The organism is Micromonospora sp. ZG13 (assembly GCF_059359355.1).
On record NZ_JCADBQ010000004.1, the window covers coordinates 72,411 to 85,249 of the forward strand.

10 protein-coding genes are annotated in these 12,839 nt (G+C 72.6%); 7 read left to right on the top strand and 3 right to left on the bottom strand.

Going from position 1 to position 12,839, the window contains the following annotated elements; all coding sequences use genetic code 11:
• Nucleotides 1-22 precede the first annotated feature (22 nt).
• On the top strand, nucleotides 23-847 hold the full coding sequence (locus tag AC5L34_RS10810) for a MerR family transcriptional regulator (RefSeq protein WP_441175419.1): 825 nt from the start codon (nucleotides 23-25) through the stop codon (nucleotides 845-847).
• A gap of 49 nt (nucleotides 848-896) precedes the next feature.
• Here AC5L34_RS10810 and AC5L34_RS10815 read toward each other — a convergent pair whose 3' ends face one another.
• On the bottom strand, nucleotides 897-1,916 hold the full coding sequence (locus tag AC5L34_RS10815; protein WP_441175418.1) for a LacI family DNA-binding transcriptional regulator: 1,020 nt from the start codon (nucleotides 1,914-1,916) through the stop codon (nucleotides 897-899).
• Between the two features lie 389 nt (nucleotides 1,917-2,305).
• On the opposite strand from AC5L34_RS10815, the gene AC5L34_RS10820 reads away from it, so the two are divergent.
• The 6 genes from AC5L34_RS10820 (at nucleotide 2,306) to AC5L34_RS10845 (ending at nucleotide 10,261) form a co-directional block, all read left to right on the top strand.
• Nucleotides 2,306-3,595, top strand: a complete 1,290-nt coding sequence (locus AC5L34_RS10820) for an ABC transporter substrate-binding protein (protein ID WP_494824715.1) — start codon at nucleotides 2,306-2,308, stop codon at nucleotides 3,593-3,595.
• 86 nt (nucleotides 3,596-3,681) lie between these two features.
• On the top strand, nucleotides 3,682-4,698 hold the full coding sequence (locus AC5L34_RS10825; protein WP_441175416.1) for a carbohydrate ABC transporter permease: 1,017 nt from the start codon (nucleotides 3,682-3,684) through the stop codon (nucleotides 4,696-4,698).
• Between the two features lie 108 nt (nucleotides 4,699-4,806).
• Nucleotides 4,807-5,694, top strand: a complete 888-nt coding sequence (locus tag AC5L34_RS10830; protein WP_441175415.1) for a carbohydrate ABC transporter permease — start codon at nucleotides 4,807-4,809, stop codon at nucleotides 5,692-5,694.
• Complete coding sequence (locus AC5L34_RS10835) at nucleotides 5,691-8,141, top strand: glycoside hydrolase family 2 protein (RefSeq protein WP_441175414.1); 2,451 nt, start codon at nucleotides 5,691-5,693, stop codon at nucleotides 8,139-8,141. Before AC5L34_RS10830 ends, AC5L34_RS10835 begins: the two co-directional genes overlap by 4 nt.
• 78 nt (nucleotides 8,142-8,219) lie before the next feature.
• On the top strand, nucleotides 8,220-8,558 hold the full coding sequence (locus AC5L34_RS10840; protein ID WP_089003636.1) for an ArsR/SmtB family transcription factor: 339 nt from the start codon (nucleotides 8,220-8,222) through the stop codon (nucleotides 8,556-8,558).
• Nucleotides 8,555-10,261 (top strand): SulP family inorganic anion transporter, encoded by a 1,707-nt coding sequence (locus tag AC5L34_RS10845; RefSeq protein ID WP_494824717.1) that lies wholly within the window; start codon nucleotides 8,555-8,557, stop codon nucleotides 10,259-10,261. Before AC5L34_RS10840 ends, AC5L34_RS10845 begins: the two co-directional genes overlap by 4 nt.
• Before the next feature lie 7 nt (nucleotides 10,262-10,268).
• On the opposite strand, the gene AC5L34_RS10850 is transcribed toward AC5L34_RS10845, so the two are convergent.
• Nucleotides 10,269-10,844: a DUF4303 domain-containing protein gene (locus tag AC5L34_RS10850; protein ID WP_494824719.1), complete on the bottom strand. Its 576-nt coding sequence runs from the start codon at nucleotides 10,842-10,844 to the stop codon at nucleotides 10,269-10,271.
• A gap of 103 nt (nucleotides 10,845-10,947) precedes the next feature.
• A complete protein-coding gene (gene ilvD / locus AC5L34_RS10855; RefSeq protein ID WP_494824721.1) occupies nucleotides 10,948-12,795 on the bottom strand; it encodes a dihydroxy-acid dehydratase in 1,848 nt (615 codons plus the stop codon).
• Nucleotides 12,796-12,839: the final 44 nt, after the last annotated feature.

The window sequence follows — 12,839 nt, forward strand, 5'->3', positions numbered from 1 at the left end:
AGGGCCGAACGTGTGAGGGGCCATGTTCACCATCGGAGACTTCGCCAGGCTGGGTCGGGTGTCGGTCCGCATGCTGCGCCACTACGACGGCATCGGGCTGCTCCGCCCGGCCGCCGTCGACCCGCACACCGGGTACCGCTTCTACCGGGCCGAGCAGCTCCACCGGCTCAACCGGGTGATCGCCCTCAAGGAACTCGGGCTCACCCTCGGGCAGGTGCAGGCCATCCTCGACGACACCGTGGAGGTCGCCGAGCTGCGCGGCATGCTGCGGCTGCGCCGGTCCCAGCTGGAGGCCCAGCTGGCGGCCGACACCGCCCGGCTGGCCGGGGTCGAGGCGAGGCTCCGCATGATCGAGACGGAGGGTCGGATGACCAGCCAGGACGTCGTACTCAAGCAACTGCCCGCCGTTCGCGTGGCGGAACTGAGCGGGGTGGCCCGCAGCTACGAGACGCCGGACATCTCCACCGTGATCCAGCCGCTCTACCCGGAGCTGTTCCGGCGTCTCGACGAGGCGGGCGTCACCCCCTGCGGCCCGGGGCTGGCCTGGTACGAGCCGGCGGGGGAGGGCGAGGCCGTGGTGGTGCACGCCGGCGTGCCGGTCGCCGCCGATCCCTCGGCGGCGCGGGGCTTCGCCGTCGTCGACCTGCCCCCGGTGCCCGCCGCCGCGACGATCATCCACCACGGGCCGATGGACGAGGTCGCGGGCAGCATGCAGGCGCTCGCCGCCTGGATCGAGGCGAACGGCTGGCGCGCCGCCGGGTACGCCCGCGAGCTGTACGTGGACTACTGCCCGGACGCCCCGGAGAAGGGCGTCACCGAGCTCCAGTTGCCGGTGGTGACGGCGTGAGCGGTGCAGGAGGTCGACGGGCGGGGCGCCCAGGCCGGCGCGCCCCGCCTCAGCTCGCGCGCGGCGGGGCCGTGCTGCCCCGGGGCGTCAGGTGGGCCGTCTCGTCCTGGACCCGCTCGGCCGGTGCGCCCCCGATCACCGCGAGCAGTTGCCGGGCGGCGTGCGCGCCGTACGCCGGGATGTCCCGGCCGAGCGCCGTCAGCGGCGGGTGCACCAGTTGGCAGAGCGGCGAGTCGTCCCAGGCCACGATGGACAGGTCGCCCGGCACGGAGAGGCCCATCTCCTGGGCCACCGACAGTCCCGCTATCGCCATCACGTCGTTGTCGTAGATCACGGCGGTGGGGCGGCCGGCCGAGCTGAGCAGCCGCCGGGTCGCGCGCGCCCCCTCCTCGCCGGTGTAGTCGGCGGGCACGGTGACCGCGTCGGTCAGGCCGAGCCGCCGGCACACCCCGGTGAACGCCTCGGCGCGGATCTCGGTGTGCAGCAGGGCGGGCAGGCCGCCGACGCGGGCGATCCGGCGGTGGCCGAGGGCGAACAGGTATTCCACGGTCTCGACCAGCGCCGCCGCGTCGTCGGACCAGACGCTGGCCAGCCCGCCGGTGCCGCCCGGGCCGCCGATCACCACCGCGGGCAGGCCCAACTCCTCCAGCACCGGCACCCGGCGGTCGTCGGCGCGCAGGTCGCAGACGAGGACGCCGTCGACCCGCCGCTCGCCCCACCACCGCCGGTAGACCGCGACCTCCGCCTCCTGGTCGGCCACCACCTGCAGGGTGAGGGCGTACGACCGGGCGGAGAGTTCGGCCTCCACGCCGCTGATCAGCTCCATGAAGAACGGCTCGATGCCGAGCGTACGGGCCGGCCGGCAGAGGGTGAGGCCGACCGCGTCGGCGGTGGCGCCGGAGAGGGAGCGGGCGGCGCGGCTCGGGCTGAAGCCGATCTCGGCGGCGATGGCGAGGATCCGTTGCCGGGTGGCCTCGGAGACCCCGGGCTGCCCGTTCAGCGCGTAGGACACCGCTCCCTTGGACACCCCGGCGCGTCGGGCGACGTCGGCGATCGTGGGCCGCTTCACCGGCGTACACCTCCACTTCTCCCGCCCGGGCGGGTGTCACCGCGAGGCCGGGACGACCGGCGGCGGTCCACGCTACTGCACCGACCGGCGGCCGGGCCGGTCCGACCGGCACGTGGCGCGGATCGGGTCACCGCCTTTCCCGGTTAAGTCACCTTGGCCTCGATGTGTCGGCGACGCCATCCGCCCTCCCGGCGCGGGCTCCCGCCGCCCCGCGAGCCATCTTCACCTCCCCCGATCGCGCTCCCATGAGGCGGGGAGGTTTCCGCGAGGCGACCGCGTTGACGGCCCGTTGACACTACCGGGACCGGCCCGTACGGTGGCGTCACTTATCCGGTTCAGTCAACGGCTCTCGATGTCCGGGAGCGTTCCCATCTGGCGCGGAGGATGACATGAGACGGTCCCTGACGCACTGGGCCAGGGCGGCCGCCGTCGGCGCGGTCAGCCTGGTCATGGTCGCGGCGTGCAGCGGCAACAGCGGGGGTGGCGGCGACTCCCGGGCGGGCGGCCCGGTCACCCTCAAAATCAACTTCTGGGGCGACTTCGGGCTCGACGAGCTCAAGACGAAGTACGAGGACGCGAACCCGAACGTCAAGATCAGCCTGAACACCGGCGAGTACAACGCCCAGCACGAGGACCTCCAGAAGAAGCTCGTCGCCGGCTCCGGCGCGCCGGACATCGCCGCCGTCGACGAGGGCTTCGTCGTGCAGTTCCGTGGCCAGGCCGACAAGTTCGTCAACCTGCTCGACAAGGGCGCCGGCACGTACGAGCAGAAGTACCTGCCGTGGAAGTGGAAGCAGACCCTGACACCCGACGGCAAGGCCCAGATCGGCCTCGGCACCGACGTCGGCGGCCTGGCCATGTGCTACCGCACCGACCTGTTCAATGCAGCCGGCCTGCCCACCGCACGCGACCAGGTCTCCGCGCTCTGGCCCACATGGGACAGGTTCATCGAGGTCGGCCAGCAGTACACGGCCCGCAGCGGCAAGAAGTTCATCGACTCCGGCACCAACGTCTTCAACCCCGTCCTCGGCCAGCAGCCCGTCGGCTTCTACGACGAGAGCGAGACCCTGAAGATGGACGGCGGCCCGAAGGTCGCCTTCGACGTCGCGGCCCGGACCATCGCCGCCGACCTCTCGGCCAACCTCACCGCGTTCTCGCCCGAGTGGAACAGCGGCTTCGTCAAGGGCAACTTCGCCGTGCTCGCCTGCCCGGCCTGGATGCAGGGGCACATCAAGAACACCGCCCCCGGCACCAGCGGCAAGTGGGACGTGGCCGCCATCCCCGGCGGGGGCGGCAACTGGGGCGGCTCCTTCCTGACGATCCCCAAGCAGGGCAGGAACGTCGACGAGGCGTACAGGTTCGTGGAGTGGCTGATCCAGCCCGAGCAGCAGATCGAGATCTTCAAGAAGGTCGGCAACCTGCCCTCCCAGCCGGCGCTCTACCAGGACCCGGCGATCAGGGACTTCACCAACCCCTTCTTCAACGACGCCCCGGTGGGGCAGATCTTCTCGAAGACGGCCGAGAACCTGACCCCGCAGTACCTCGGCCGGCGCAACGGCCCCACCCGGGTGGCGGTGGAGAACGTCCTCAACCGGCTGGCCACCGGAAACCTGAAGGGCAAGCCCGACCAGGCGTGGACCGAGGCGGTCAAGGAGGCCGAGAAGGCCGCCAAGTCCTGACCGCACGCCGACCCCGGCCGGGGCGGGCCGCCCCACGACCCGCCCCGGCCGGCCGGCCGTACCCCTTCGGTCCCTGGAGGTCCCCGATGTCCACCACCCGTGCCGCTCCCGCGACGCCCCGGCCCGGCCGGGACCCCGGCGCGACTGCCCGCCGCCGCGACCGCCCGCACGAGCCCGGCCCATGGCGTACGCGGCTGCACCGCTTCGACATGCGCTACGTGCCGTACCTGCTGATCGCCCCGTTCTTCCTGCTCTTCGCGGTCTTCGGGCTCTTCCCGATCGTCTTCAACGGCGTCGTCGCCCTGCGCCACTGGCGGCTCGACGACCCGACACGCACCGGCTGGGCCGGGCTGGAGAACTTCCGCCGCCTCTTCACCGACGACGACTTCTTCAACGCGCTCTCCAACACCTTCGGCATCTTCCTGCTCTCCACCGTGCCGCAACTGCTGCTGGCGCTGATCGTCGCGTCGCTGCTGAACCGCAAGCTGCGGGCCCAGACCTGGTTCCGGGTCGGGGTGCTGCTGCCGTACATCACCCCGGTGACCGCGTCGACGCTGATCTTCTCGGTGGTCTTCGCCCGCGACACCGGCATCGCCAACTGGGCCCTGTCGCTGCTCGGCATCGGCGAGACCGAGCCGATCGACTGGCGCTCCGCCAAGTGGTCCTCCTGGATCGCCATCGCCACGATGGTCAACTGGAAGTGGATCGGCTACAACGCGCTGCTCTACCTGGCCGCCATGCAGTCCATCCCGCGCGACGTCTACGAGGCCGCCGCCGTCGACGGGGCCGGGCCGTGGCGCCAACTGTGGCGGATCACCGTGCCGATGATCCGGCCCGTGGTCATCTTCACCGTCGTGCTCTCCACCATCGGCGGCCTGCAACTGTTCACCGAGCCGATGCTCTTCGACGCCAACCCGGCGCTGGGCCTCGGCGGCGACGACGGGCAGTGGCAGACCGTCGCGCAGCTCATCTACAAGGTCGGTTGGCGGGACCTCAACCTCGGCTACGCCGCCGCCATGTCCTGGGCGCTGTTCCTGGTCATCCTGCTCGTCGCGGCGGTCAACGCCCTGCTCACCAACCGCCTGGGCGGTGGCAGGCGGTGAGCGCGAGGAGTGAGCTTGCGAGCCCCGCAGTCGCGAACGGAGGGAGGCACAGGTGAGCGCGAGGAGTGAGCTTGCGAGCCCCGCAGTCGCGAACGGAGGGAGGCACAGGTGAAGGTTTCGAACTCCCGGCGGGCGGCGCTGACGGGCCGGGCGCCGCAGCACCTTCCCGGCACCGTCTGGACCTACCTGTTCCTGAGCGTCGTGATCGCGTTCTCGGCGTTCCCGCTCTACTGGATGTTCGTGATCGCCACGAACACCGACGAGGCGCTGGCGAAGATCCCGCCGCAGGTGCTGCCCGGCGGGCAGCTGGTCACCAACCTGCGGGAGGTCTTCTCCATGCAGGACGTGTTCTTCCTCCAGTCCCTCGGCAACAGCGTGATCGTGTCGTCGGTGGTGACGGCGTCGGTGCTCTTCTTCTGCTCGCTGGCCGGCTTCGCCTTCGCGAAGCTGCGGTTCAAGGGGCGCAACGCGCTGATGGTCATGGTCATCCTGACCATGACGGTGCCGAACCAGCTCGGCGTCGTCGCGCTCTACATCCTGATGGGCCGGATGCCCGGCGAGGGTGGCTGGAACGGCACCCTCCTCGCGGTGATCGTGCCCGGACTGGTCAGCGCGTTCGGGGTCTTCTACATGCGGCAGTTCATCCTCGACGCGGTGCCCGACGAACTGGTCGAGGCCGCGCGGATGGACGGCGCGAGCACCATGCGGATCTTCTGGAGCGTGGTGGTGCCGGCGGTCCGGCCCGCCATGGCGGTGCTCGGCCTGCTGACGTTCGTCGCCACCTGGAACGAGTTCCAGTGGCCGCTGATCACCCTCGGCGGCACCGACTACCCGACCTCGATGGTCGCGCTGTCCGACCTGGCCAGCGGCAACTACGTGCTGTACCGGCGCGTGCTGGCCGGCGCCCTGGTCGCCACCCTCCCGCTGCTGGTGATGCTCTTCATCGGCGGCCGTCAGATCGTCCGCGGAATCATGGAAGGTGCGGTGAAGTCGTGACCCGGCAAGCGTTGCACGAGGGCTGGACCCTGCGGGCGGTACCGGGGCCGCAGGTGCCGGCCGCGATTGTCGGGCGCGCGGTGCCGGCGAGCGTACCCGGCTGCGTGCACACCGACCTGCTCGCCGCCGGCCTGATCCCCGATCCGTACCGGGACGACAACGAGAAGGGCCTGGCCTGGATCGGCCGGACCGACTGGGTCTACGAGACCACCTTCGACCATCAGCCGGGCGACGACAAGCGGATCGACCTGGTCTGCGCCGGCCTCGACACCGTCGCCACGCTCACCCTCAACGGCGCCGAGGTCGGCCGCGCCCAGAACATGCACCGCGGCCACCGCTTCGACGTCCGGTCGCGGCTGGTCGCCGGGTCCAACACCCTCGCCGTACGCTTCGACTCCGCCTACCGCTACGCCGAGGCGCAGCGGGACCGGCTCGGGGACCGGCCGAACGCCTACCCGGAGCCGTTCCCGTTCATCCGCAAGATGGCCTGCAACTTCGGCTGGGACTGGGGGCCGACCCTGGTCACCGCCGGCATCTGGCAGGAGATCGGGCTGCACGCCTGGTCGACGGCGCGGCTGGCCGTCGTACGTCCGGTGGTGACCGTCGAGGCCGGCGACGGCCGGGTGGAGCTGCACGTCGAGGTCGAGCGGGCCGGGGACGCGCCGCTCACCGTGCGGGCCACCGTCGCCGGCGCCACGGCCGACGCGAGCATCCCGGCCGGCGGACGCACGGCCGTGCTGACCCTCACCGTCCGCGACCCGGCGCTGTGGTGGCCCCGGGGGTACGGCGAGCAGCCGCTGCACCCGCTGGAGGTGACGCTGCACGACGCCGACGCGCGCCCGCTCGACACGTGGACGCGCCGGATCGGCTTCCGCTCCGTACGCCTCGACACCACCCCCGACGCGCACGGCACCCCGTTCGCCCTGCACGTCAACGACACCCCGGTCTTCGTCCGGGGGGTCAACTGGATCCCCGACGACGCGTTCCCCACCCGGATCACCCGGGACCGGCTGGCGCACCGGTTCCGGCAGGCCGCCGACGCGAACGTCAACCTGCTGCGCGTCTGGGGCGGCGGCCGGTACGAGTCGGACGACTTCTACGACCTCGCCGACGAGGCGGGCCTGCTCGTGCAGCAGGACTTCCTCTTCTCCTGCGCCGCCTACCCGGAGGAGGAGCCGTTGGGCGCCGAGGTGGCCGCCGAGGCCGCCGAGCAGGTGGTGCGGCTCGCGCCGCACCCGTCGCTGGTGCTCTGGACCGGCAACAACGAGACCCTCTGGGGCTGGCACGACTGGGACTGGCAGGAACCCCTCGCCGGGCGCAGCTGGGGGCGCGGCTACTACCTCGACCTGCTGCCCCGGATCGTCGGCGAGCTGGACCCGACGCGGCCGTACTGGCCGGGCAGCCCGTGGTCGGGCAGCGAGGAGATCCACCCCAACGACCCGGCGCACGGCACCACGCACATCTGGGACGTCTGGAACACCGACGACTACACGAAGTACCGCGAGTACGTGCCGCGCTTCGTCGCCGAGTTCGGCTACCAGGCCCCGCCCGCGTACGCGACGCTGCGCCGGGCGCTGTCGGACGAGCCCCTCGCGCCCGACTCGCCCGGGATGGCGCACCATCAGAAGGCCGTCGACGGCGACGCCAAGCTCCGGCGGGGGCTCGACGCGCACCTGCCGGCGCCGGCGGACTTCGACGACTGGCACTGGCTCACCCAGCTCAACCAGGCGCGGGCGATCCAGCTCGCCGTCGAGCACTTCCGCTCCCACCGGGACGTCTGCGCCGGCACGATCGTCTGGCAGCTCAACGACTGCTGGCCGGTGACCTCGTGGTCGGCCGTCGACGGCGACGGCCGCCGCAAGCCCCTGTGGTACGCGCTGCGTCGGGCGTACGCCGACCGGCTGTTGACCGTCCAGCCCCGCGCGGGCGGCCTGGCCCTGGTCGCCGTCAACGACGGGCCGGTGCCGTGGCGGGCGAGCGCGTCGGTGACCCGGCTGACCCTGGCCGGGGAGCCACGGGCGAAGACGACGCTGGAGCTGGACGTCGCCGCGTACGCCAGGATCGAGCTGGCGCTGCCGGCGGAGCTGGCGCGGCCGGAGGAGGCCCGCCGCGAGCTGCTGGTGGCCGAGGCGGGCGACCCGGCCGGGCGGGCGCTGTGGTTCTTCGCCGAGGACCGCGACGCGCACTGGCCGGCGGCCGGGTACGACGCGACGGTCGAGCCGGTCGACGGCGGCCAGCGGGTCCGGGTCACCGCCCGCACGATCCTGCGCGACGTGACGCTCTTCCCGGACCGCCTCGACCCGACGGCCGAGGTCGACGAGGCGCTGGTCACCCTGCTACCGGGGGAGACGGCGACCTTCACGGTGAGCACCGGCGTCCCACTGGACCCGGCGGCCCTGACCACCCGCCCCGTCCTGCGCCACGTCAGCGACACCGTCGCCGGCTGAGGTGATGACGCACTAGTTGAAGGTTTTCGCAAGTGCTAAAGTCGGCAACCGGATGTGGGTCGCGTGACGGAGGCTGACGTGTCGGTGCCGCTCTACCAGGCGAAGGCGGAGCTGTTCCGCACCCTCGGCCACCCGGTCCGGATCCGGGTCCTGGAACTGCTCCAGGACGGGCCGAAGCCGGTCCGCGACCTGCTGGCGGCCATCGACGTCGAGGCGTCCAACCTGTCGCAGCAGCTCGCGGTGCTGCGCCGGGCCGGCATGGTCACCTCCAGTCGCGAGGGTGCCCTGGTGATGTACGCGCTCAGCACCCCCGACGTGGCCGACCTGCTCGCCGCCGGGCGGCGCATCCTGGGCGCGGTCCTCACCGACCGGGACGCGCTGCTGGACGAGCTGCGGTCCTCCGGGACGCAGCGGTGAGCCAGGCACTCAGCCTGGGTGAGCGCTTCCTCGGGCTGCTGCCGCCGCGCGCCGACTGGCAGGCCGTCCGCCGCTCGCCCCGGCGTGACCTGCTCGCCGGGCTGACCGTGGCGGTGGTGGCGCTGCCGCTGGCCCTGGCCTTCGGCGTCACCTCCGGGCTCGGGGCGCAGGCCGGGCTGGTGACGGCGGTGGTGGCCGGCGCCGTCGCCGCCGTCTTCGGCGGCTCCCACCTCCAGGTCTCCGGGCCGACCGGGGCGATGACCGTGGTGCTGGTGCCGGTGGTCCAGCAGTTCGGCCCCACCGGTGTGCTGATGGTCGGGGCACTGGCCGGGCTGGTGCTGATCGCGCTGGCCCTCGCCCGCCTCGGCCGGTACGTCCACTACCTCCCCGTCCCCGTGATCGAGGGATTCACCGCCGGCATCGCGGTGGTCATCGCCCTGCAACAGGTGCCGGCGGCGCTCGGGGTGACCGACGCGCACGGCGACCGCGTCTGGGCCGTGGCCGCCGACGCGGTCGCCCGGTTCGTCGCGGACCCGCGGCCGGTCCCGATCGCGGTGGCCCTCGGCGTCGCGGCGGTGATGCTGCTCGGCGCACGCTGGCGTCCCGGCTGGCCGTTCTCCCTGCTCGGGGTGGCCGTCGCTACGGTCCTGGCCGAGACCGCCCCGGTCGAGCTGGCCCGCATCGGCGCCCTGCCCGCCGGCCTGCCCGCGCCCTCGCTGGCCTTCCTCGACCCCGACGCCGTCGGGGTCCTGCTGCCCTCCGCCCTCGCGGTCGCCGCGCTGGCCGCCCTGGAGAGCCTGCTCTCCGCCACCGTGGCGGACGGGATGACGGTCGGCCAGCGCCACGACCCCGACCGCGAGCTGTTCGGCCAGGGGCTGGCCAACCTCGCCGCCCCGGCGTTCGGCGGGATCCCGGCCACCGCCGCCATCGCCCGTACGGCGGTGAACGTGCGCGCCGGCGCCGGCTCGAAGCTGGCCGCGCTCACCCACGCCGTCGCCCTCGCCGGGATCGTGCTGGCCGCCGCCCCGTTGGTCGGCCGGATCCCCCTCGCCGCCCTGGCCGGTGTCCTGCTGGCCACCACCGTCCGGATGGTCGAGGCCGGGTCGCTCTGGGCGCTGGCCCGCGCCACCCGGGGCGACGCCCTCGTGCTGGTGCTCACCTTCGCGGTCACGGTGGCCCTGGACCTGGTGACCGCCGTGGCGGTCGGGGTGGGCGTGGCGATCGTGATCGCCCTGCGCGCGGTGGCCCGCACGGCCCGCGTGGAACAGGTTGCCCTCGATCCCGGCGAGCACAGCGCCGAGGAGCGTGCCCTGCTCGCCGACCACATCGTGGCCTACCGGCTGGACGGCCCGCTCTTCTTCGCCGCCGCGCACAACTTCCTGCTCCAACTCTCCGACGTGGCCGACGTGCGCGTGGTGATCCTGCGGATGTCCCGGGTGACCACCCTCGACGCCACCGGCGCGCAGGTGCTCGGCGACGCCATCCTCCGGCTTTCCGAACGCGGCATCACCGTGCTGCTCTCCGGCATCGACCCCGGCCACGACCAGGTGCTGGCCACCCTCGGCGTCGCCGACCGGTTGCGCCGCGAGGGCCTGGTCTTCCCCGACACCCCGGCCGCCATCCGGTACGCCCGCACCGTCGTGCTGCCCGGCGGGGAGGGCCTGACCGGTGACGCCGCTCAGGAGGCCACCAGGGCCGGGTGAGGCGTCGTCACGTTCCCGTCTCGTGGAAGAAGCTGCGGGCGGAAGCGACGAGGTCGGGGTTCGGGTGGCCGGTGTTGAGGAGATCGATGCTGCGTACCGTGGGGCGCTGATCGCCGTCCGTGTCCGTGACGAACAGCACGGGGTGCCAGGCGGGACTGACGGCGGCGATGCTCGCCCGGACGCGGCGGTCGCCCAGGGCGCCTTCGAGTGTCGCGCGGGCCCGCTCGCACCATTCGCCGTGAGCCTTCGGATCGTTGCCCAGGGCGAGGTGGGTGTCGAACATGTCCCGGCTGATCCGGGCCATCGAGTGGACGCCATGCTCGGGCGTCCCGTCGTCGTCGGCGACAACCCACTCGTCGGGCCACCAGCGGTAGTAGTCGGCGTGCTCGTCGGCGGCATCGACGAGCAGCCCGAGGGCTTCTTCGGTGTGCGCCGCCAGGCGGACCGTGATGACGTCGCTGTCCGTGGTGAGCGCCACCGCGTAGAGCGTCTCCGATGCGCGTCGCGCGAACATCGGCCCGATGGTGGCGCAGATGTGGGTGACGATCCGCTCGTGCAGGACAGGCATGTCGACGATGGGCACCGCGCTTCTCCTGACTCAGGCATCCTCGCCGGGGCGCCGGCCAGGTGACGGGTCAGCGCACTCTTGTGACGAGTCTGCCGTTCTCCGACCCCGCCACGGGCGGCTACTCCGGGACGCGGCGGTAGGCGCCGTCGCTGGCCGAGGTCGCCATCGAGGCGTACGCGCGCAGCGCCGCGGACACCGGCCGCTGCCGGTCGACCGGCGTGTACGGCCTGTCGCGCTTCTCCTGCGCGATCCGCCGGGCCTCCAGCACATCGGCGGCGACGTTCAGCTCGATCGACCGGGCCGGGATGTCGATGACGATCTCGTCGCCGGGCTCGACGAGGGCGATCAGCCCGCCGGAGGCCGCCTCCGGTGAGACGTGCCCGATGGAGAGCCCGGAGGTGCCGCCGGAGAAGCGCCCGTCGGTGAGCAGCGCGCACGAGCGGCCCAGCCCCCGGCCCTTGAGGAACGAGGTGGGGTAGAGCATCTCCTGCATGCCGGGGCCGCCCTTCGGCCCCTCGTAGCGGATCACCACCACGTCACCGGCGACGATCCGCTTGTTGAGGATCGCCTCGACCGCGTCGTCCTGGGACTCGTAGACCTTCGCCGGGCCCCGGAAGGTGAGGCACTCCTCGGGCACCCCGGCGGTCTTCACGACGCAGCCCTCCGGCGCCAGGTTGCCGTGCAGGATGGCCAGCCCGCCGTCCGCGCTGTAGGCGTGCGCGAGGTCCCGTACGCAGCCGGTGGCCGCGTCGGTGTCCAGCGACGACCAGCGGTTGGTGGTGGAGAACGGCTCGACGGTACGCACCCCGCCCGGGGCGGCGTGGAACAGCTCGACCGCCTGCGCCGTCGCCGACCCGCCCCGGACGTCCCAGTCGGCGAGCCAGCGCTCCAGGTCGGGGGAGTGCACCGCGTGCACGTCGCGGTGCAGCAGGCCGGCCCGGTCCAGTTCGCCGAGGATGGCCGGGATGCCGCCGGCGCGGTGCACGTCCTCCATGTGGTACTGCGGGGAGTTCGGGGCGACCTTGGCCAGGCAGGGCACCCGGCGGGAGACGGCGTCGATGTCGGCGACGCCGAAGTCCAGCTCGGCCTCGCGGGCGGCGGCGAGCAGGTGCAGGATCGTGTTGGTCGAGCCGCCCATCGCCACGTCCAGGGCCACCGCGTTCTCGAACGCGGCCCGGCTGGCGATCGCGCGGGGCAGCACGGAGGCGTCGTCGCCGTCGTACCACCGCTTGGCGATCTCCACGGCGGTGCGGCCGGCCTCGACGAAGAGCGACCGGCGCGCGGCGTGGGTCGCCAGCGTCGAGCCGTTGCCGGGCAGCGCCAAACCGATCGCCTCGGTGAGGCAGTTCATCGAGTTGGCGGTGAACATGCCGGAGCAGGAGCCGCAGGTCGGGCAGGCCGACCGCTCGATCTCGCCGAGCTGGTCGTCGGTGACGGACTCGTTCGAGGAGGCGATCATCGCGTCGATCAGGTCGATCTTGGAGTGCACGACGCCCTCGATCGCCACGGTCTTGCCGGCCTCCATCGGCCCGCCCGAGACGAAGACGGTGGGGATGTTCAGCCGCAGCGCGGCCAGCAGCATGCCCGGGGTGATCTTGTCGCAGTTCGAGATGCAGACCAGGGCGTCCGCGCAGTGCGCGTTGACCATGTACTCCACCGCGTCGGCGATCAGCTCGCGGCTGGGCAGGGAGTAGAGCATGCCGCCGTGGCCCATGGCGATGCCGTCGTCCACGGCGATCGTGTTGAACTCGCGGCCCACCCCGCCGGCCTCGGCCACCGCCTCGGCGACCAGGCCGCCCATGTCCTTGAGATGCACGTGACCGGGTACGAACTGGGTGAAGCTGTTCGCGATGGCGACGATCGGCTTGCCGAAGTCGTCGTCGGTCATCCCGGTGGCCCGCCACAGGGCCCGGGCGCCGGCCATCGTCCGACCGTGCGTGGAGGTCTTCGACCGCAGCTCAGGCATGTCCACCAGTGTGACACCGCCGCCCCGGCGGCCGGCGGGCGTGC

Bases quoted from the DNA above. Each gene is read 5' to 3' on its own strand.
- AC5L34_RS10810 (WP_441175419.1), top strand. From the start codon at position 23: ATGTTCACCATCGGAGACTTCGCCAGGCTGGGTCGGGTGTCGGTCCGC.
- AC5L34_RS10825 (WP_441175416.1), top strand. From the start codon at position 3,682: ATGTCCACCACCCGTGCCGCTCCCGCGACGCCCCGGCCCGGCCGGGAC.
- ilvD (WP_494824721.1), bottom strand. From the start codon at position 12,795: ATGCCTGAGCTGCGGTCGAAGACCTCCACGCACGGTCGGACGATGGCC.
- AC5L34_RS10820 (WP_494824715.1), top strand. From the start codon at position 2,306: ATGAGACGGTCCCTGACGCACTGGGCCAGGGCGGCCGCCGTCGGCGCG.